The organism is uncultured Pontibacter sp., from assembly GCF_947499215.1.
In the GTDB taxonomy this organism is placed as follows: Bacteria; Bacteroidota; Bacteroidia; order Cytophagales; family Hymenobacteraceae; genus Pontibacter.
The window spans coordinates 443,424-463,395 of sequence record NZ_CANMNI010000002.1 but is presented as its reverse complement, the minus strand read 5'-3'; the positions used below and the strand labels follow the sequence as shown (position 1 = coordinate 463,395).

General features: G+C 49.2%; 17 protein-coding genes and 1 riboswitch. Of the genes, 12 read left to right on the top strand and 5 right to left on the bottom strand.

Annotated elements, in window-relative coordinates; translation table 11 throughout:
- Positions 1 to 57: 57 nt before the first annotated feature.
- From pnuC to Q1A04_RS09920, 4 genes are all read left to right on the top strand, one after another.
- A complete protein-coding gene (gene pnuC, locus Q1A04_RS09935) occupies positions 58 to 681 on the top strand; it encodes a nicotinamide riboside transporter PnuC (protein ID WP_299704819.1) in 624 nt (207 codons plus the stop codon).
- Between the two features lie 145 nt (positions 682 to 826).
- Positions 827 to 1,003 carry a hypothetical protein gene (locus Q1A04_RS09930; protein WP_299704816.1) on the top strand — a complete coding sequence of 59 codons (177 nt, stop codon included), beginning with the start codon at positions 827 to 829 and terminating at the stop codon, positions 1,001 to 1,003.
- A 433-nt stretch (positions 1,004 to 1,436) separates the two neighbouring features.
- Positions 1,437 to 1,958, top strand: coding sequence for an ATP-binding protein (locus Q1A04_RS09925; protein ID WP_299704814.1), 522 nt, complete (start codon positions 1,437 to 1,439; stop codon positions 1,956 to 1,958).
- Between the two features lie 13 nt (positions 1,959 to 1,971).
- The gene (locus Q1A04_RS09920) at positions 1,972 to 2,847 is read left to right on the top strand and encodes an aldose 1-epimerase family protein (protein ID WP_299704812.1); all 876 of its coding nucleotides are present in this window, start codon (positions 1,972 to 1,974) and stop codon (positions 2,845 to 2,847) included.
- Between the two features lie 109 nt (positions 2,848 to 2,956).
- Here the strand turns inward: Q1A04_RS09920 and Q1A04_RS09915 are convergent, their stop codons facing one another.
- Positions 2,957 to 3,205 (bottom strand): hypothetical protein, encoded by a 249-nt coding sequence (locus Q1A04_RS09915; RefSeq protein ID WP_018476926.1) that lies wholly within the window; start codon positions 3,203 to 3,205, stop codon positions 2,957 to 2,959.
- A 232-nt stretch (positions 3,206 to 3,437) separates the two neighbouring features.
- Positions 3,438 to 3,535: riboswitch (TPP riboswitch) on the top strand.
- Positions 3,536 to 3,597: 62 nt separating this feature from the next.
- On the opposite strand from Q1A04_RS09915, the gene Q1A04_RS09910 reads away from it, so the two are divergent.
- From Q1A04_RS09910 to ruvB, 3 genes are all read left to right on the top strand, one after another.
- Positions 3,598 to 6,072 carry a TonB-dependent receptor gene (locus tag Q1A04_RS09910; RefSeq protein WP_299704801.1) on the top strand — a complete coding sequence of 825 codons (2,475 nt, stop codon included), beginning with the start codon at positions 3,598 to 3,600 and terminating at the stop codon, positions 6,070 to 6,072.
- Between the two features lie 380 nt (positions 6,073 to 6,452).
- Positions 6,453 to 7,631 (top strand): acyl-CoA dehydrogenase family protein, encoded by a 1,179-nt coding sequence (locus Q1A04_RS09905; protein WP_299704798.1) that lies wholly within the window; start codon positions 6,453 to 6,455, stop codon positions 7,629 to 7,631.
- 229 nt (positions 7,632 to 7,860) lie between these two features.
- The gene (gene ruvB / locus Q1A04_RS09900) at positions 7,861 to 8,904 is read left to right on the top strand and encodes a Holliday junction branch migration DNA helicase RuvB (RefSeq protein WP_299704795.1); all 1,044 of its coding nucleotides are present in this window, start codon (positions 7,861 to 7,863) and stop codon (positions 8,902 to 8,904) included.
- A gap of 79 nt (positions 8,905 to 8,983) precedes the next feature.
- Here ruvB and Q1A04_RS09895 read toward each other — a convergent pair whose 3' ends face one another.
- Positions 8,984 to 9,430: a RidA family protein gene (locus tag Q1A04_RS09895; protein ID WP_299704792.1), complete on the bottom strand. Its 447-nt coding sequence runs from the start codon at positions 9,428 to 9,430 to the stop codon at positions 8,984 to 8,986.
- Positions 9,431 to 9,702: 272 nt separating this feature from the next.
- Here Q1A04_RS09895 and queG point away from each other — a divergent pair, with 272 nt between their 5' ends.
- Complete coding sequence (queG, locus tag Q1A04_RS09890; protein ID WP_299704789.1) at positions 9,703 to 10,650, top strand: tRNA epoxyqueuosine(34) reductase QueG; 948 nt, start codon at positions 9,703 to 9,705, stop codon at positions 10,648 to 10,650.
- On the opposite strand, the gene Q1A04_RS09885 is transcribed toward queG, so the two are convergent.
- A complete protein-coding gene (locus Q1A04_RS09885; protein WP_299704786.1) occupies positions 10,641 to 10,832 on the bottom strand; it encodes a hypothetical protein in 192 nt (63 codons plus the stop codon). The two genes, queG and Q1A04_RS09885, sit on opposite strands and share 10 nt — an antisense overlap.
- A 314-nt stretch (positions 10,833 to 11,146) precedes the next feature.
- Here Q1A04_RS09885 and Q1A04_RS09880 point away from each other — a divergent pair, with 314 nt between their 5' ends.
- From Q1A04_RS09880 to Q1A04_RS09870, 3 genes are all read left to right on the top strand, one after another.
- Complete coding sequence (locus tag Q1A04_RS09880; protein WP_299704783.1) at positions 11,147 to 12,595, top strand: BatD family protein; 1,449 nt, start codon at positions 11,147 to 11,149, stop codon at positions 12,593 to 12,595.
- Complete coding sequence (gene aroC / locus Q1A04_RS09875; RefSeq protein ID WP_299704780.1) at positions 12,592 to 13,671, top strand: chorismate synthase; 1,080 nt, start codon at positions 12,592 to 12,594, stop codon at positions 13,669 to 13,671. Before Q1A04_RS09880 ends, aroC begins: the two co-directional genes overlap by 4 nt.
- 361 nt (positions 13,672 to 14,032) lie before the next feature.
- A complete protein-coding gene (locus Q1A04_RS09870; protein ID WP_299704778.1) occupies positions 14,033 to 14,272 on the top strand; it encodes a hypothetical protein in 240 nt (79 codons plus the stop codon).
- Between the two features lie 91 nt (positions 14,273 to 14,363).
- Here the strand turns inward: Q1A04_RS09870 and Q1A04_RS09865 are convergent, their stop codons facing one another.
- Complete coding sequence (locus Q1A04_RS09865; RefSeq protein ID WP_299704775.1) at positions 14,364 to 15,752, bottom strand: sodium:proton antiporter; 1,389 nt, start codon at positions 15,750 to 15,752, stop codon at positions 14,364 to 14,366.
- Between the two features lie 265 nt (positions 15,753 to 16,017).
- On the opposite strand from Q1A04_RS09865, the gene Q1A04_RS09860 reads away from it, so the two are divergent.
- Positions 16,018 to 16,632 carry a NifU family protein gene (locus tag Q1A04_RS09860; RefSeq protein ID WP_299704772.1) on the top strand — a complete coding sequence of 205 codons (615 nt, stop codon included), beginning with the start codon at positions 16,018 to 16,020 and terminating at the stop codon, positions 16,630 to 16,632.
- A gap of 197 nt (positions 16,633 to 16,829) precedes the next feature.
- On the opposite strand, the gene secDF is transcribed toward Q1A04_RS09860, so the two are convergent.
- Positions 16,830 to 19,850 carry a protein translocase subunit SecDF gene (gene secDF / locus Q1A04_RS09855; protein ID WP_299704769.1) on the bottom strand — a complete coding sequence of 1,007 codons (3,021 nt, stop codon included), beginning with the start codon at positions 19,848 to 19,850 and terminating at the stop codon, positions 16,830 to 16,832.
- Between the last annotated feature and the right edge of the window lie 122 nt (positions 19,851 to 19,972).

The window sequence follows — 19,972 nt, the reverse complement described above, 5'->3', positions numbered from 1 at the left end:
CCGATTTGCAAACTTAGCAACAAATTAGCCCAAAGCACAGCCCTTAAACAGGTATAGATGTCAGATTTTTACACAAGTATAGCAGATGCGCTGCAGGCCATGAGCCTGATAGAGGTAATAGGAGTGATTTCAGGTATAGCCGGAGTGTGGCTGGCTGCCCGCCAAAATATTTGGACATGGCCTGTTAGTATTGTGAGCGTGACGGCATACGTATTTGTGTTTTACGATGCTCGGCTCTATGCCGATATGGGGTTGAGCGTATTTTATATCATCAGTAGTGTGTATGGCTGGTACGAGTGGTTGTACGGCGGCAAAGGGCACACCGAGCGAAAGGTTACCAAAGTAGGACAGCGCGAACTCTGGGTGTTAATAACGCTAGTAGTTTTGTTTACAGGCGGACTAGGTTACTTCTTGGATAATTACACTGACGCTGATCTCTCTTATACCGATTCTGGCACCACTGCCGTGAGCCTGATGGCCTACTGGATGATGGCCAAGAAGCGACTAGAGAATTGGCTGGTGTGGCTGGCTGTTGACGTGGTATATGTGGGGGTATACCTATATAAGGAGTTATACCTAACGGCTTTTCTGTACTTTGTATTTCTGATCTTGGCTACTATTGGCTATTTCGACTGGAAACGTGACATGGAAAAAGAGGCTGTAGCCCATGTTACAAGTTGATTATTGGAAATGTCCTACTTTATGTTTTTATCTTATGTGATCGTGCAAAGAGCAGCAACGTAAATGAGTCTAACTGAGGCAATAGATGATTTTAGTGCGCCAAAGTATGCGAGTACCTATGTTCAACGCTACAACGACACTATGTATGAAGAACCGTAAGATTGAATTGCCTGCCGAACTTAAGTACGAAAACCGTATGAAATGGGGCTATGAGTCTCCTGACGAGAGCCCTAAGCGCCTGCTGCTTCAGCAGCACGGCAATCGGCACCCCAAAGAGGTGGAGGTGTATAACTTTTATGATTACAGCTTCACAGAAAACTAAGAAATACCTGTCTTAACCAACCTGACAGAGAGGAAAGTACAGAGGGGATGCATTTTAACGGATGCATCCCCTCTTTTTTTGGTTTAATGCATCTCTTCTATACCCTGTGTTAGACAACGTTAGCACTATTAGACTGTTTATCTGCTGTAAATCTGAAAATTTATTAGATTGATTATATTTTTCAAGGTATACTTAATTAGAATTGACTCACTGTTGAGTCTAAGAACCGAATAACGTTCCATAAGATTAGAGGATATTACTTTCAGTGAAGATACTTGTTGATCAGCTATATAGGTTGCAAGCAATTAGATGAATGCAAACAGTAGGAGGCTGTTTAATTGAGCTGCCGCCGGTAGGGAGACTTATCAGCGGCAGTTTTTTTGAGAGACTAGGTATAGCGTCTCCCTGTTAAATTTTGCCATACCTTTGCTGTATGCTGAAAGTCGCTGTCACCGGGCCTGAATCTACGGGCAAATCTACTTTGTCGGAAAAACTGGCTGTGCACTACAACACAGTTTGGGTACCGGAGTATGCCCGTACGTATATAGAGGAACTGGGAAGGCCTTATACCCTGCAGGATATAGAGACGATTGCGCAGGGGCAGCTGGCTTTGGAAAGGCAAACGGAGCTACAGGCAAAGCAGGTTTTGTTTGTCGACACGGACCTGCTCGTGATCAAAATCTGGAGCGAACACGCCTTTGGCCACTGCCCGGATTGGGTGCTGCAAAAACTAAAGCAACAGGACTACAACCTTTATCTGCTCATGGGCGTTGATTTGCCGTGGGAGCCTGATCCGCAGCGAGAGCATCCGCACTTGCGACAGTATTTTTACGAATGGTACAAAAAGGAGCTGGAAGCACTGCAGGTGCCCTTCGTGGAAATAAGCGGACAGCAGGATTCCCGTCTGGAGCAGGCCAAGCGGTACGTGGACAGCTTGCTCAAGCAACAATCCTAACCTATACCTTGCCATGCTATACTATTTGCAGAACTATAACTTTAAAGTGGGCGTCGAAAGTAATGGCGCCGAATTGCAGCACCTGATCAAGCTCGATGAGCAGTTGGAGTTTATCTGGCAGGCTGACCCGGAAATCTGGGGCAGTCACGCGCCTAATCTTTTCCCGATCGTGGGGGAGCTGCCCGATGGGACCTATACTTATGACGATGAGATTTTCGCCCTGAAGCGCCACGGTTTCGCCCGGCAGAAAGAGTTTAAGGTGATAGAGCAAGAAGAGAATAAACTGGTGTTTGAATTGGAAGATGATGAAGAGACGCTGCCGGTATACCCTTTCAAATTCAGGCTGCTGATCGCCTACAAGCTCGAGAATAATAAGCTTTCTATAACCTACCAAGTGCTTAACCGCGACAAAAAGGCGATGTACTTCTCCATTGGCGGTCATCCGGGCTTCAATGTGCCTTTCTACCCCGGCGAGCAGTATGCAGACTATTTTATTGAGTTTGACAAAGAGGAAACGCTTCACCGCTACCTGCTTACCGACAAAGGGTTGCAGAGTGGCGATACGGAGAAGGTGCTTGAGCATGAACGGAAACTGCCGCTCAGGCACAGCTATTTTGACAAAGATGCACTCGTGTTTAAGAAACTAAACTCAGATAAGCTTTCCTTGGGCAGCAGGACCAACCAACGACGCATCGAAATGACGTTTGAAGGTTTTCCATATCTTGGCATCTGGGCTAAGCCGGGACCGTCGCCTTATGTGTGCATCGAGCCGTGGTGTGGTATAGCGGGCCGCGACGGCGAGTCCGGCGAACTGGAAAAGAAAGAGGGCATCAACCACCTCAGCCCGGACCATGTGTTTGAACGCACCTATACGTTAGAGGTGCTGTAGGCAAGGTAGATTACGTATTAGATTGGGAATCGCCTCAAACTAGGTAGGAGTAGCTCCTATAAATTTAAAGTCCCCGGCTCGGTAGATAGAGCAGGGGACTTTTTTGTTTTCATTGCAGAGAAGGTTCCGGAAACTTGGGAACCTTAATGCGTCTCAAGTCATACTTCGGTTCATAGTCATTGATAGGCAATGATATGCCGGGGGGTAGATCCAGATCTGGCAGATCGTCGCCTAGAGGTTCGCCTCCGTCATCGTCATTATCAGTAGAGGAAGACCCCCTGAATTTTTTGCGCGGAGCGAAAGCGTAATATGCCAGTATCGTTAGCAGTGCTAAAGTATACAGTAAGCTGATCATCATCACATTTCTTCTTAATCTCAAAAAATTGTTCAGCTGGCCTATTTTCCTAGCAATTCCTGTTGCAGTTGAGCAGGTGCGAGAAAATGTGCCTCTTAATGATTTCAACGTAGTTTGGCAAGATGTGGTTATCGGGTTTTGGTAAAATTAAATTGTACTTAACTACTTGATACAGTGGATTGGCCATAAATCACGCTGTGCGGTTTTGTTTTCACAGAAAATCAGGTATACCTTTGCATCAGTTTAGGGGTGCCTTATAACAACGGGCTGAGATCATACCCATTGAACCTGATCCGGGTAATGCCGGCGAAGGGAAAAACGCGGGGAAACAATATAGCAGACTGCCGACCCCTGGCAGGTCTGTATGTTTCATCTTATTCTTTTCTTACACACCAATGAAAAAATTACTGATTGTGATGGCGATCGTGCTATTGCCATTGCAGTTGCTTGCCCAGTTCAAACTGAGCGGCTACGTAACAGACGCTGCCAAAAACGAGGCGCTGGCGGGAGTCACCGTCGTGCTGACCGGCAGCAACACCGGTACCACCACAGCCGCCAACGGCTATTTCGAATTTCAAAGCCTGCCGGAAGGCGAGTATACCTTGCAGGTTTCTTTTCTGGGGTATAACCAAGCCAGCAGACAAATCCGGCTGATCGTGGACACACAGGTAAACATGGCGCTGCAGCAGGCTAGCGTGAGCACCGGCGAAGTGCTGGTATCGGCTACCCGCGCCAACGAAAAAACCGGTACTACTTTTACCAATGTCACCCGTGAAGAGATTGCCGAGCGCAACTTCGGTCAGGACTTGCCTTACCTGTTGGAGCAGACGCCTTCTGTGGTTGTGAACTCCGACGCGGGTGCAGGCGTGGGCTATACCGGCATCCGCATTCGTGGTTCCGACATCACGCGCATCAATGTGACGGTGAACGGTATACCTATCAATGACTCTGAGAGCCACGGTACTTTCTTCGTAAACATGCCTGATTTTGCCTCTTCTGTGGAGGACATGCAGGTACAGCGCGGTGTGGGTACATCTACCAACGGAGCCGGGGCTTTCGGGGCCAGCATCAACATCCAGACGCAGCAGGTGCGCCGCGAGGCCTACGCCGAAACCGACAACAGCTACGGCTCTTTCAACACGTGGAAAAACAATGTGCGCTTTGGAACCGGCCTGATCAACGGCAAGTTCGCCTTCGACGGCCGACTTTCGCGCATCAAGTCCGATGGCTACATCGATCGTGCCTTCTCCGACCTGAAGTCGATGTACTTCTCGGGTGGCTACTACGGCGAAAAGACTACATTGAAATTTGTGACTTTCTCCGGAAAGGAGCAGACCTATCAGGCTTGGTACGGCACGCCGGAGGCACTGGTATATGGCAATGAAGCCGACCTGCAGGCCTACATCGACCGCAACTGGATAGAAGGCAGCGATCTCGAGAACCTGCGCACAGCCGGTCGCAGGTATAACTACTATACCTACGACAACGAAACCGACAATTACCAGCAGGACCACTACCAGCTGCACCTGTCACATGACTTCTCGCCGGAGCTCACTTTTTCGGGAGCGCTGCACTATACCTACGGCCGTGGCTATTACGAGCAGTACCGCAACAACGACCGCCTCTCCAACTATGGATTGCCAAATGTGGAGATAGGTGACGAAGTGATCAGCCGCACCGACTTGATCCGCCGCCGCTGGCTCGACAACGGTTTCTATGGCGCTACCTATGCCTTTCAATACAACCCGACTCCGCGTTTGAACGCCACGCTGGGTGGTGCTTGGAACAGGTATGACGGCGACCATTTCGGAGAGGTGATCTGGGCACGATTTGCTTCGACGTCTAACATCCGGGACCGTTACTACGACAACAATGCTGTGAAGACCGATTTCAACACCTTCGCGAAAGTAACTTACGGCCTGACTGATAAACTGAGTCTGTTTGGCGACCTGCAGCTGCGTACGATCAACTATACCTTCGAGGGCATCAACAACAACTTCGAGAACTTGGAGCAGGAGGTGAACTATACCTTCGTGAACCCGAAGGCAGGTATAAGCTACGAGGTGCGTGAGGGGCACCAGCTATACGCATCTTATGCCATTGGCAATCGTGAGCCTGTGCGCAAAGACTTTACAGAGACAACCGCCGATAGCCGTCCGAAGCATGAGACGCTGCGCAACCTAGAGGCCGGCTACAGAGGTCAGTTGGGCTTAGGCGAACTGGCGGGACGTGCGCTAAGCGCCAACGTGGAGGCGAACTACTTCTTCATGGACTACAAAAACCAACTAGTGCTCACGGGTGAGATTAACGATGTGGGGGCCTATACCCGCACCAACATTGACAAAAGTTATCGTCAAGGTATAGAGCTTGCCGGAGCGTTGCGTTTGGGTAGTTTCGCTACACTAACCAGTAACCTGAGCTACAGCCAGAATAAAGTGCAGGATTTTGCAGAGTATATTGACGACTACGATGAAGGCGGACAGGTCGTGAACCGTTATAGCGAGTCAGCGATTGCCTTCTCCCCGGATTTTGTGTCGGCTACTCAGCTGGAGGTAGAGGTATTGAAAGGGCTGAAGACAGCCTTTATCTACAAAACTGTGAGCAAGCAGTACCTTGACAACACCCAGAATGAGAGCCGCATCATACCTGCTTACCAAGTGGGCGACCTGCGTCTGCGCTATACCACTGGTTTCACGGGTGTGCTGAAAGGCTTGGAGTTAGGTCTGTTGGTCAACAACCTCTTCAATGAGCGCTACGCAGCCAATGGTTATACTTTCAGTTACATCGCCGGAGGCGGCCAAGTGACTGAGAACTTCTACTATCCGCAGGCTACGCGCAACTTCTTGGCCTCAGTGGGCTTACGATTTTAGCATAGATTGATTTTTAGTTGCTTAAGAGCCCTGCCAGTTGGTGGGGCTTTTTTTTGCCTTTCTTTTGCCTCTCCTCTTGTCGAGGACCCCTACCTCCAAAACAGGAGGGGAATTAATTGGTTGTTCTACTGAGAGCAGCAAACTTATTTATGGCGATTGTATAATCAGTTTAGATAGAGCTTTATACAATTCGAATATTTGAAATGCGGAAGGAGATTTTCTATAGTATGAATAGATGATGTACAGAGGATACTTTAATTTCCCCTCCTTTTCTCAGGTGGGGGTAGGGGGAGGTGAAATCCTGTAAATCCTGATTCTGACAATTGATTTTAAATTTTATCTTTGCGTATTACCCTTTCCTTAAAACAACCAAATAAGCTATGGCCTACGAATCCACAGGAGCACCTGACTACTATAACATCGACGACTTACTGACCGAAGAGCATCGCCTCATCCGCCAGACCCTGCGTGACTTTGTGAAGCGCGAGATTTCCCCGAACATCGAGCAGTGGGCGCAGGACGCGCATTTTCCTTCTGAGATTGTGAAAAAATTCGGTGATGTAGGCGCTTTCGGCCCGACCATTCCTACCGAGTACGGCGGTGGCGGTCTGGACTACATTAGCTACGGTATCATCATGCAGGAGATTGAGCGTGGTGATTCTGGGATGCGTTCTACTGCTTCGGTGCAGGGCTCGCTGGTGATGTACCCTATTTACGCTTACGGCTCGGAAGAGCAGCGCAAAAAATACCTGCCTAAACTAGCCAGCGGTGAGTGGCTGGGCTGTTTTGGTCTGACCGAGCCAGACCATGGCTCTAACCCGGGTGGCATGACGACCAACATCAAAGACATGGGCGATCATTATCTGCTCAATGGCGCCAAAATGTGGATATCGAACTCACCTGAGTGCCAAGTAGCCGTTGTATGGGCCAAAAATGAGGAGGGTCGTATCAAAGGTCTGATCGTGGAGCGCGGCATGGAAGGCTTCTCAACACCGGAGATTCACAATAAATGGAGCCTGCGTGCCAGCTGCACCGGCGAACTGGTGTTCGACAATGTGAAAGTGCCAAAAGAAAACCTGCTGCCAAACATAGAGGGCCTCCGCGGACCGCTAGGCTGCCTCGACTCTGCCCGCTACGGCATCGCTTGGGGTGCCATTGGTGTAGCCATCGATTGCTACGAATCGGCCCGTAAGTACGCCATGGAGCGCATCCAGTTCGATAAGCCTATCGGGGCATTCCAGCTCACGCAGAAGAAACTGGCCGAAATGCTAACTGAAATTACCAAAGCGCAGCTGTTGGCTTGGAGACTTGGCACCTTGAAAAACGAAGGCAAAGCTACCACTCAGCAAATCTCGATGGCCAAGCGCAACAACGTGGACATCGCCCTGCACATCGCCCGCGAAGCACGTCAGATACACGGTGGTATGGGCATCACGGGCGAATACCCGATCATGCGCCACATGATGAACCTTGAGTCGGTGATCACCTACGAAGGCACGCACGATATCCATTTGCTGATTACTGGTGCTGATATTACAGGTATACCTGCGTTTAAGTAATCGTTGATTGTTGTGCGTTGCTCGTTGATCGGGTGATGGTAAATTATAGAGAGAAAGGCAGCTGCGAGAGTGGCTGCCTTTATTTTGCTAATATGATTAGATTTATGGTGAAATATTATAAAATAATTAGCAAAAAGCCGTAAATTCGTAAGTAGAAATGGAGCGAAAGCAACGCTGAAACTGTTACCTTTAGGTATAGCGAAAGCGCTAAATTAGAATACATTATTTTATGAGAGAAGATTATCTGACAGGCGAAAGCGATTACATGTCGCCGGCTGAGAAGGACATCGATAAAGCACTCCGTCCACTTAGTTTCCATGACTTTACAGGTCAGGCTAAGGTGGTGGAGAACCTCAAGATATTTGTGCTGGCGGCCAAGCGCCGAGGCGAGGCCTTGGACCACGTGTTGTTGCACGGACCTCCGGGCTTGGGTAAAACCACGCTGTCGCACATCATCGCTTCAGAGCTTGACGCAGGTATAAAAATGACCTCTGGCCCGGTGCTGGACAAGCCGAGCGATCTCGCTGGCTTGCTCACCAACCTCGATCCGAACGACGTGCTGTTTATTGATGAGATACACCGCCTCAACCCGATTGTGGAAGAGTACCTGTACTCGGCGATGGAAGACTATAAGATCGACATCATGCTGGATTCTGGTCCGAATGCCCGTTCCGTGCAGATTAGCCTGAACCCATTCACGCTGATCGGTGCGACGACCCGGTCCGGTTTGCTTACAGCACCGCTTCGTGCCCGTTTCAGCATTAACAGCCGACTGGAGTATTATGATGCGGAACTGCTGACTTCTATTGTGAAGCGCTCGTCTGCTTTGCTGGGCGCACCTATTCATGAGGATGCCGCTTTTGAGATTGCCCGCCGTAGCCGTGGCACGCCGCGTATTGCCAACAACCTGCTGCGACGTACCCGCGATTTTGCGCAGGTCAAAAGCAACGGCACCATTGATGTGGAGATCGCCCGCTTCGCACTGGCAGCGCTGGATGTGGACCATAACGGCCTCGACGATATGGATAAGCGCATCCTGTCCTGTATCATCGACAAGTATAAAGGCGGTCCGGTAGGTATATCGACCATTGCGACGGCTTGTGGTGAGGAAGCCGAAACTATTGAGGAAGTTTACGAACCTTTCCTGATTCAGGAAGGTTACATTAAGCGTACGGCCCGCGGTCGTGAAGCGACTGAAGCCGCTTACCGCCACCTAGGCAAAGTGCCACCGACACAGGTGGTATCTGGCGGGTTGTTTGATCAAGCTGAATAAAAAAACTGTTTGTGATATATTAAAAATGCAGGTCTTAGACCTGCTTTTTTGTTTAGTGTAAATCAGGCACAGCGCGAAGCTACTCCGTCTTCTTAATCTCTGCGATTACCTCTATTTCTAAAATAGTGTCTTCTTCAAACAGCCTTGACACCTGCACCCAAGTGGCAGCGGGTGTGTGGGTGCCATAATACTTCCGGCGTATAGGCTGGCTTTTCTTGGCAGCCTCAATGTCTGTAGCGTATAAATTCTCCTTCACAACGTGTGTCAGGTCGAGGTCATACTGCTTCAGGGTGAGCGCAATGGTCTGGTACACGCGTTCCATTGCTTGGTCCATGGTCCCTTTCCCAACTGTACCCGAGAGATAGAGCATGTTGCCACTCCGATAGGCCTGTGCATAATTCCACTCCTGTTCGCCTTTCGGATGAAGATGATAAATTTTACCGTTTTGAAGTTTCTGTCCCTGAGCTTGCACATCATAAGAAAGCACTGTCAGTAAGGCTGTTAGCAGAAATATGTATTTTTTCATAATTGTATAGAGGTTATTTTGTTTCTGAATCTATTTCTAAGAGTGTGCCAAATGTATAAGGCCCAGTTTTATTGATTCCTAGCACGATATTAAGAATGAAGTCAGCATCCAAGATGTCCCGAAATGGGCGCTTTTGTCCAGAAGTGTGCACTTCTAAGTAAGCAACAAGAAAGATTGGCGACAGGCTTCAGCAATCTTAACTATCAATCGGATTTATTTCTCCGTAAATTTGTTCTCCCCAAGGTATAGTCTTATACCTGAGCGACAATATTTTGAACAAGGCACATTATACATATCTCATTAAACAAAAGGCGCAGGAGCTGGGCTTCATGTTCTGTGGCGTTTCCAAAGCCGATTTTCTGGAAGAGGAGGCCCCTCGGCTGGAGAACTGGCTGAAGCAGAACATGCACGGGCAGATGCGCTACATGGAAAACCACTTCGACAAGCGCCTTGATCCGCGCCTGTTAGTGGAGGGGGCCAAGTCTGTTGTGTCTTTGCTCCTGAATTACTACCCCGAAAAGGAAAACCAGCAGCCCGAGGAAGGGACTTACAAAGTCTCGAAGTATGCCTATGGTACGGACTATCACTTTGTCATCAAGGACAAGCTGAAGACCCTGCTGCAGTATATTAACGAGCAGATAGGGGAGGTGGGCGGCCGTTGCTTCGTAGATTCCGCCCCAGTGCTCGACAAGGCTTGGGCTAAAAAGAGCGGACTGGGTTGGGTAGGCAAAAACTCCAACCTGATCACACCGCAGGTAGGCAGCTTCTACTTTATCGCCGAATTAATCATCGACTTGGAGCTGGAGTACGACGGACCCATTAAGGACTATTGCGGCTCCTGCACCCGCTGTCTCGATGCCTGCCCCACTGATGCCATCGTAGCGCCCTACGTAGTGGATGGCAGCAAGTGCATTTCTTACTTCACCATCGAGCTAAAGGACCAGCTGCCGCAGGAGATGGACGGGAAGTTCGGAAATTGGATATTCGGCTGTGACATCTGTCAGGATGTGTGCCCTTGGAACCGCTTCAGCAAGCCGCATAAAGAGCCCGCTTTTGAGCCGCACCCGCAACTCAAAGAAATGAAAACAGCTGACTGGGAAGAAATTACACAGGAAGTCTTTGCGCAGCTGTTTAAGAAATCAGCTGTTAAACGGACGGGCTATAATGGCTTGCTGCGTAATATCCAGTTCGTGGAACAAACCACCGACCATCAGGCCTGAGCCTTGGAGAAAACGTTGTTCAGGATGAACAGGTACATCTCCGAGAACTTTTCATAGCACCATTGCTTCAGCTGTTTTATCTCTTCGGGAACAAGCACTCTGAATGCTTTTCTCAATTCTTTTTCAAACAGCTTCTTGTCGAAGCTAACCTTCAACAAAATAGTTTTAATGTACTCCAGCATTGTGGTAAGTGTAAAAACGATCTTTTGTTTAGATATACGAAGTTAGGTTAAAAAGTTGACTAAAGTTTGATAAACTTGTAGAATACTTAGTTAATGGCTTGAGTCTGAGTGTAAAAAAACTACTGCTTTCCTAACTGATTTTCTTATAAACGCCACTTGTCAACTCATATTTTGCCATTGAGCAAGCTATTGAGAACTCCTGCCTAGGATAGAGCAGATTAAAAAGGTTATGCCTGCTAATAAGATATTATTGTGACAGAGAGAACGAAGAATTTGTAAATTTGCTAAAAGCTTAACTAAGCTTACACCCTGCCATGCGCCAGACTATCATGCTTGTCCTGTTATACCTGATCGCCCTAGTTCCGGCTATGGCGCAGCAGGCGCGCATTGAACTTGGCAAAAGCCCGCTGCCCATCAATACTTACTTTACCGTATCCATACGGCTACAGGATCAGCAGCTAAAAGACTACTCGCCTTTCCCGGAGATTGAAGGCTTCAAGAAGAGCAACCGCTTCTCATCCACCAAAACGGTAATTACGGGGGGCAAAACCACTACAGTCCTCACCATCACCCAAAACTATGCTGCCTTGGCCGAGGGCGATTTTGAGCTGAAGCCTTTCTCCATGAAAGTGAACGGACAGAACCTGCAGTCGGCGGGCATGAAAATAAAAGTGGGGCCAATGACTACCGGGAGTCCGCAGGGCCCTGATCTTTCCAGTCTGGTTATACCACAAGAGCCTGTGCAGGGGGAGGAGCGTCCGCAGGAATACATCGATCAAGAGGACAACGCTTTCCTGACGCTCTATACCGACAAAAAGGAGGTATATGTGGGCGAAGGCCTAAACATTGTGCTCTATTTCTACTTAGCCGAAGAAGACCAGCGCCTCTTAGACTTCCATGACTTTGGCAACCAGATAACCGGCATACTGCGCCAACTTAAGCAGCCAAACGCATGGGAAGAGGTGTTTGCCTTTGATGAGGTGACACCAGAGCAAGTAGTGGTGCAAGGCAAGCCATACCTGCGCTTCCGCCTGTATGAGGCCGTGCTATACCCGCTCACGACAGAGCCGCTGCAGTTCCCGCAGCTGTCATTGCGCATGATCAAATACAAGGTGGCCGTAAACCCGACCTTGCTGGAAGACCGCCTCGAAGGGTATAAGACCTTCTTTGCCCGTGAGCGCATCATACCTGTCAAAGAGTTGCCGCCGCACCCATTGCGTGATGTAGTGCCGGTTGGGGAGTATACGCTGCGCGAGAGACTGTCGCATCAAACCGTGCCTGTGAACAAGAGCTTCACTTACGTGTTTGAGTTGGAAGGCGAGGGGAATCTGGCCGCCATCATGCCGCCAAGCCCGACTACTACCGGCACGCTCGACTTTTACTCACCGGATTTGCGGCAGGATATCACCCTGCGGGCGGGGCATGTACAGGGCGTGAAGCGTTTCGCCTACTCTGTGATAGGAAGGGTGCCGGGCACCTACAACCTGCGCGATGATTTCCAGTGGATCTATTTTAACCCGACCACAGCTACTTATGATACGCTGCAGTCTACCCAAGCTGTAACTATTACAGGTATAGCCGATGCGGGCAATATGGTGCTGGCAAGAGACCTAGGGTCTTTTTATAAGATTATTGAAAACGAGGACCACACCTTGGTGAGTCTATACCAAGAAGAAGACATAAAGCGCTACACCAACATCATTTTGCTGGTGTTGTTGGCCATGTCAGGGTTCATATTCCTAAAGTATAGAAACGTAAGATGAGCAACACATACGGTAAGCTCTTCCGGATAACCACTTTTGGCGAATCGCACGGCGCAGCCGTGGGCGTGATAGTGGACGGCTGTCCGGCAGGTCTGGAGATCACCACAGAGGAAATACAGGTGGCCCTTGACCGCCGTCGTCCGGGACAGTCCGACATCACGACACCTCGAAAAGAAGAAGACAGGGTAACCATACTCTCCGGCGTATTCGAGGGCAAGACCACCGGCACACCCATCGCGCTGGTGGTTGGCAACAAAGATCAGGCAAGTCACGACTACTCGCATGTGGCACAGGCTTTCCGTCCGTCGCACGCCGACTATACCTATACCGCCAAGTACGGCCTGCGCGACCACCGTGGTGGCGGCCGCAGCTCGGCCCGCGAAACGGTGGCCCGTGTAGCATCTGGGGCCTTAGCCAATAAGCTTTTGCAGCACTATGGCATTTCGGTGCAGTCCTATGTGTCGCAGGTGGGCAGTGTCAAACTGCGCAAGCACTACTCTAAACTCGACCTATCACAAATCGACAGCAACAAGGTGCGCTGCCCCGACGGCAAAATAGCAGCCCGTATGATCGGCCTGATCGAAGACGCCCGTGATAGCCTTGATACAATTGGGGGAGTGGTGAGTTGTGTGGTGCAGGGTGTTCCGGCAGGGCTGGGAGAGCCTGTGTTTGATAAGTTGCATGCGGAGTTGGGCAAGGCCATGCTGAGTATCAATGCCGTGAAAGGTTTTGAGTATGGCAGCGGTTTTGAGGGCGTGAAGTTGCGCGGCTCGGAGCACAACGATCAGTTCTATACCGACGCTGAAGGCAAGGTGCGTACCCGCACCAACCACTCTGGCGGTATACAAGGTGGCATCAGCAACGGACAGGATATCTATTTTAACGTGGCTTTCAAACCAGTAGCCACCATCCTGCAACCACAGCAAACCATTAACGATGCCGGCGAGGAAATAACCCTGCAAGGCAAAGGCCGCCACGACCCCTGCGTGCTCCCACGTGCCGTGCCGATTGTAGATGCTATGGCTGCCCTCGTGCTGGCTGATTTCCTGTTAAGGCAGCGGGCGAATAAATTGTAGTTTCTGTAATTGTAAAGGCAATCGGGCTATGGTGATTGACATCAATCAGAAGAAGATTTCTTTTGGAGACAAGTATAGGATTTTCGTCGATGGAGAGCGTAAGTACGCTGCAGCAACAGAGCTTATCAGCTTCATGCCGAGATTATACCTGTTCGACAACAACAAATCCCAAGCGAGACTTACCATGCAGAAGAGGTGGTCATGGTTTAAAACAAGGTATAAGCTAACACTCTATGATGGAGGTGTTCTTGATTTTACTACAGTATCAGTTTGGAGGATGCATTAACAGTGTCGTGATGGAGCAGGTCTTTATGATATTTATGCGCACAAAGGTAGAAAGCACTCAGTCTATAAAAACGATGTGCAGGTAGCTTGGTGGGATAAGGAAATGGTAAGCTTATTTGATGGTGATAATTTCAGAATTATTGCTGATGATGATTGCAATTGTGAGCTAATCATGGGGTTTTGCCTAATGCTGGATAATCATAATAGCAGCAACGATAGCACAACTACCATTACATTTGATTTTGGGAATATTGGGGCAGAGGCTAGAGCTTTTGATACAAGCTGGAAACCAAAGCAAATACTAAGTATAGCATAATAAGAAGGTTATCCACTTCTGCCACTAAAATAAAAAGAGCCGCTCCCTTCATCAAGGAGCGGCTCTTTCTTTTATCGCTATACCTTACGGTTTAGAACAGTCTCAGGTGTACTACTAAGAACCATACCAGCAGGAAGATTGGCAGCAGGAATGGGATAGAGTAACGCAGGATGTAAGCGAAGAAAGACGGCATACGCACACCGGCACTTTCCGCGATCGCTTTTACCATGAAGTTCGGTCCGTTACCAATGTAAGTAAAGGCACCGAAAAGTACGGCTGCCAGAGAGATAGCCTCAAGCTGTACCAATGTTTCCATACCTGCAGCAGAAGTACCGGCAGCGAACTGTCTAACATCTTCCACATTATTCTGGGCGAGGTCAAATTTGGCCATGGCCAGCGATAGGAAGTTGGCATAAGTTGGTGCGTTGTCCAAGAAGCCGGAAAGCGAACCTGTAGCCCAGTAAAGGAAGTTCGGTGTGATATAATTGGCATAGGCAGGCGAAGAAGCGATCTCGGCTGAAAGCTGCAAGGCCGGCATCATGGTGAAGAAAATACCGAAGAAGAGGAATACCACCTCCAGTATCGGGTGGAAGTTGAACTGATTACCCGCCAAGGCCTCTTTACTAGAGAAACGGAAGCACATGAAAGCTGCTGTCAGCTGAATGATCTCACGTATGTAGGAGAACTTGTTGCCATCGTAGTAGATATGTGGCAATGATTCGATTACGTTCGGGTCGAGGAACACGGCACCGATGATGATAGCCAGCCAGAACAGGTTACGTCTGCCACTGAAGTGAAACTCAGTCTTTCCGGTAGTTGGCTCGGCCTCTAGGTGCGCTGTGATTTCATCTCCTTTATTGCGGCTATCCACAAAGAAGAACAGGGTACAAAGCAGGATAATGGATATTATCCATGGAATGAACAAGTGCTGAAGGGTCCAGAAGAACGGTACGCCTTTGATGAAACCGATAAACAGCGGCGGGTCACCGAGCGGAGTCAGCAATCCACCGGCGTTACTTACAATAAATATAAAGAATACAACTTGGTAAGGCTTGAGTCTGTGTGCATTAAGGCGCATAAACGGGCGAATCAAGAGCAGGGAAGCACCTGTTGTTCCTATAAAGTTGGCTAAAACAGCACCAACGGCTACGAGCGCCACATTTATGAGCGGTGTGGCTTTCGCATTTACGTTCAGGTATATACCACCCGCCGCAATGTAAAGCGAGCTAAGCAGTACCGCAAAAGTAAAGTACTCGGCCAAGGTATGGGCAGGCATGTGCACATCTCCTAGCACAAACAGGTAATAAGCCAATACGGTAAGACCGAGCGTAACGGCTATTTTCTTGTAATTGTGCTCCCAGAAATGGCCGAAAAAAATCGGACCACTGGCAATCAATCCAATAAGGAGCAGAAACGGGATAATTAAAAAACCAGGTATGGCTTGCTGCGCTTGCGCCAGCAGGATGTAGTTATAGAGCATGTTAAACGCGCGGTGTTTAAGTCAGGACAAAAATTTAACTGCGCCACAAAGTTACATTTTCTGGGCTAAATAGCTAGCTAAAGTTCTATCCAAGGCAGGCTCTCCACCCAATTTCCTCATTAAGCTCGCCCAGCTGTTCTGCTGCATATGATTCCTGTGTTTCTGAATGTCGCTATACCTAGATGCTGTCACTTCTCAGAATAATTGAGTAATTTTGGAAACTTTAAGGCGCAGGCCTAAGTTTTAATCTAAAACGCTGATATCCATGTTAGATAATAAAGAAAAAACGGTTTCGGTATACGCCGAGGCCAACCCGAACCCCGAGTCCATGAAGTTTGTGATGAACGTAGGCCTGTTACCTGACGGCCAGAGCGTGGACTACCCGAACCTAGAGAGTGCCGCTGATTCACCTTTGGCGCAGGAACTCTTCAACTTCGACTATGTATCCCGTGTGTTCATCGCCAGCAACTTCGTGACGGTGACCAAAGGATCAAATATTGAGTGGGTGAAACTGATCCCAGAGCTGCGCACTTTCCTGAAGTCGTATGTCGAGGCGGGTGGCCCAATCTTCGTAGAAGGCTTCCAAGCCAACAAACCAGCCGCTAGCACCGAAGCAAACGGTGAGGTGTCTGAGGATGACGCCGCTATTGCGAAGAAGGTAACTGACCTGCTGGAAAACTATGTGCGCCCGGCAGTAGAGCAGGATGGCGGTAACATCACGTTCAAGTCTTACAAAGACGGTGTGGTAACCGTACACCTGCAAGGTTCTTGCAGCGGCTGTCCTTCAGCTACCGTAACACTTAAGGCTGGTATAGAGAACCTGTTGAAGCGCATGGTGCCGGAAGTAACTGAAGTAGTAGCTGACGGTGTGACCATCTAAAAGCGACAAAACGATAAGATATAAAGGCCTGCTCTCTGTATAGGGGGCAGGCCTTTATGTTTCAGGAGTAAACTCCATGGGTATGCTCCGAAGGTATAGCTAAGTTGTGGAGTCTGGTATAGCTATATCTGTAGGCAAAAAAAAACTCCCGCCCCTTTGCAGAGGCGGGAGTTTTTTATTTATAGGCTTAGCTTAGCTTAAGCCATTTTAGCGGAAGCTACTGGTGTCTTTTTCTCTTTCACGGTATCCACTACGATTGGAGTCGCAATGAAAAGGGAAGAATAAGTACCGGCCAGTACACCGATGATCATGGCGAATGAGAAGCCGCGCAGTACCTCACCACCGAAGATGAACAGGATCACTACCACTACAAACAGGGTAAGTGACGTGATGATCGTACGGCTGAACGTGCTGATAAGGGCTGGGTTCACGATGTCGCGCAGCGGCTTGTTCGGGTTGTCGTTCATGTACTCACGCACACGGTCAAAGATTACCACGGTATCATTAATAGAGAAACCGATGATAGTCAGTACCGCCGCAATGAACACTTGGTCCATTTCGTAAGAAATACCGAACAGGTCGAAGATCGAGAACACAGCAATGATCATCAGGGCGTCATGCAGTAAGGCGATTACACCGCCCAGTGAGAACTGCCACTTGCTGAAGCGGATCATCACGTAGATAAAGATGCCCACCAGCGCCAGTAATACGGCCACAAGGGCTGTTTTCTGAATGTCATCGGCCATGGTAGCACCTACTTTAGAGGAGCTCAGGATTTCAGGATTCTGGTTGTTATACTGCTCCAGACCTTGCATCAAAGCGGCTTTCACACGCTCGTCCGCCTGAATGCTCTCATCATCAGCCAACCAGCTGGTTGTAACCTTCACACGGTTCGAAGCACCAAATGTCTTCACCTCAGTACCGGCAGACTCGAAGTCATCTAACAGCGCAGAACGCACGTCAGATGCAGCGATTGCCTGATCGAAGTTTACAACATAAGAGCGACCACCTTTAAAGTCAACGCCCAAGTTAGGACCGCCGTTGATGTACATCGCTACGAAACCAAACACAATCACAGCCAGTGAGAAAGCGTAAGCAGGCTTTCTGAACTTCATTACGTCGAACTTGATGTTGCGGAACATGTTAGCTGAAAGGGCAGTGCCGAATGACAGCTTGCCGCTCTTCTTGAAAACACGCTCTACTAGTATTCTTGAAATAAATACAGAAGTAAAGAATGAAGTCGCGATACCGATCATCAGCGTGATGGCGAAGCCTTTCACTGGGCCAGAACCGAAGAAGTACAGGATAAAGCCTACTAAGAATGTTGTTACGTTCGCATCCAAGATCGTCGAGAAAGCCTTGTCGTAACCTTTGTTGATCACTTCACGCATGCTCAGGCCTTTGAGCGACTCTTCACGCATACGCTCGAAAATGAGTACGTTCGCATCCACGGCCATACCTAGTGTCAATACGATACCAGCAATACCAGGCAATGTAAGCGCGGCACCAAACTGAGCCAATACACCCAAGATGAAGAACACGTTGAACAGCAAGGCAAGGTCAGCGATGAAACCACCACGGCTGTAGTAGGCGATCATAAAGATGATTACCATGATCAGACCAGCAACTGTAGAGATTAGACCTTGGTTAATGGCTTCCTGACCCAGTGAAGGACCTACAATGGCTTCTTCCACGATGCGGGTAGGAGCTGGCATTTTACCGGCCTTCAGGATGTTGGCAAGGTCTTTTGCTTCTTCAATAGTAAAGTTACCCGTGATAGAAGAGTTACCACCGGTAATCTCACCCTGCACCACTGGAGCAGAGTATACATAGTTATCAAGAACGATTGCTACTTGACGGTTCACGTTGTCGCCTGTCAGTTTAGCCCAACGCTTGCTACCAGCAGGTGTCATGGTCATGTTGATCTCCGGACGACCGTTCTGGTCGAAATCCTGACGGGCATCGTTCACGGCATCACCAGTCATTGGCGCTTTGCCGTCACGGCCTTTCTTCACGGCATAGAACTCAACAAACTCCTGACGGTTGTCGCCTACAAGTGGCTTCACGCCCCACAGGAACTTCATGTTTGGAGGGAAGATAGAGCGAACGTCAGGTCTGTTGAAAATCTCGTTGATTTTGGCAGTGTCGCGTGTATTGGCACCGATACCACCCGGCATTTGGGTGAACAGACGGGCCATTACACCCATTTGCTCGTCCTGCAGCGACTGAAGCGCATCAGCAGAGTCAGCCTGTGCAGCAGAAGCAAGGGCTGTCGTATCGCCAGCAGCACCGGCAGTTGTGTCGTTAGAAGTAGCGGCAGCTTGTGCCAGTACATCGTCAGCAGCGGCGTCCTGTACAGTGGCAGGTGTTGTAGCTGCAGCCGAAGTAGACTGAGCGGAAGTACGGCCCAAGTTCAAGCGGCCGGCTTTCTCTTCTGTGTTCAGGTAATCACTCAGCTGTGTGAAATAAGGAGATACTTCTTCAGGTGTCCATACTTCCCAGAACTCCAAGTTTGCCATACCCTGCAGGAGCTTGCGCACACGGTCAGGGTTGTCGATGCCCGGCAGTTCGATCTGGATACGACCGCTGTTGCCAAGGCGCTGGATGTTTGGCTGGTTTACACCGAATTTGTCAACGCGTGTGCGCAGGATGTTGAACGAACGCTCAATGGCGTCTTCCACTTCCACGTCGATTGCGTCGATCACCTCGGCGTTGCTAGACTCGTAGCTGATCTTGCCACGGTTGGCTGTGTTAGAGAAAATGCGGCTCAAACGACCGTTCGGCTCTACTTCTCTGAAGGCTTCAGCGAACAGGGAAGTGAACTTCTCTTGGCTGTTCTTCTGCATTTCCTGCGCGCGGGCAAGGGCTTTGAGGAAGTTGGGGTCTTTGCTGTTGCCAGACATAGACCTGATGATCTCGATAGGAGACACCTCCAGCACCACGTGCATACCGCCACGAAGGTCAAGGCCAAGGCCTAACTCGCTTTCTTTTACTTCCTGATAGGTATACTCGGCACCAAGGAAGTTGTAAACTGGCTCTCTCCACACCGAGTCAAGGTATGACTGCTGTTGCGCGTGGTCTACGTTGCCTTGTGCGTCTGTGGCATAGGCCTCAGCGTCTTTCTGCACACTGCGGGCAACGAACGAGAATGACAGGTAGTACAGGCAGAGCGCCGATACTATCAGGGTCATAATGATGATGAAATTCTTATTCCGCATGGGTTGGTTGATAAAAAAGGTATAGTTGAAATAATGGTAATGCTCTGAAAATCACAGCAGTGCTATCTTATATAAACCAAGAAATGCTGTGAAGCTGTTCCGCTATACCTGAGATTTTGGTA

Coding starts and splice junctions, on each gene's coding strand:
- Q1A04_RS09925 (WP_299704814.1), top strand. CDS start 1,437: ATGCTGAAAGTCGCTGTCACCGGGCCTGAATCTACGGGCAAATCTACT.
- ruvB (WP_299704795.1), top strand. CDS start 7,861: ATGAGAGAAGATTATCTGACAGGCGAAAGCGATTACATGTCGCCGGCT.
- Q1A04_RS09910 (WP_299704801.1), top strand. CDS start 3,598: ATGAAAAAATTACTGATTGTGATGGCGATCGTGCTATTGCCATTGCAG.
- Q1A04_RS09895 (WP_299704792.1), bottom strand. CDS start 9,430: ATGAAAAAATACATATTTCTGCTAACAGCCTTACTGACAGTGCTTTCT.
- Q1A04_RS09905 (WP_299704798.1), top strand. CDS start 6,453: ATGGCCTACGAATCCACAGGAGCACCTGACTACTATAACATCGACGAC.
- Q1A04_RS09885 (WP_299704786.1), bottom strand. CDS start 10,832: ATGCTGGAGTACATTAAAACTATTTTGTTGAAGGTTAGCTTCGACAAG.
- Q1A04_RS09865 (WP_299704775.1), bottom strand. CDS start 15,752: ATGCTCTATAACTACATCCTGCTGGCGCAAGCGCAGCAAGCCATACCT.
- pnuC (WP_299704819.1), top strand. CDS start 58: ATGTCAGATTTTTACACAAGTATAGCAGATGCGCTGCAGGCCATGAGC.
- Q1A04_RS09880 (WP_299704783.1), top strand. CDS start 11,147: ATGCGCCAGACTATCATGCTTGTCCTGTTATACCTGATCGCCCTAGTT.
- Q1A04_RS09930 (WP_299704816.1), top strand. CDS start 827: ATGAAGAACCGTAAGATTGAATTGCCTGCCGAACTTAAGTACGAAAAC.
- Q1A04_RS09860 (WP_299704772.1), top strand. CDS start 16,018: ATGTTAGATAATAAAGAAAAAACGGTTTCGGTATACGCCGAGGCCAAC.
- Q1A04_RS09915 (WP_018476926.1), bottom strand. CDS start 3,205: ATGATGATCAGCTTACTGTATACTTTAGCACTGCTAACGATACTGGCA.
- aroC (WP_299704780.1), top strand. CDS start 12,592: ATGAGCAACACATACGGTAAGCTCTTCCGGATAACCACTTTTGGCGAA.
- Q1A04_RS09920 (WP_299704812.1), top strand. CDS start 1,972: ATGCTATACTATTTGCAGAACTATAACTTTAAAGTGGGCGTCGAAAGT.
- secDF (WP_299704769.1), bottom strand. CDS start 19,850: ATGCGGAATAAGAATTTCATCATCATTATGACCCTGATAGTATCGGCG.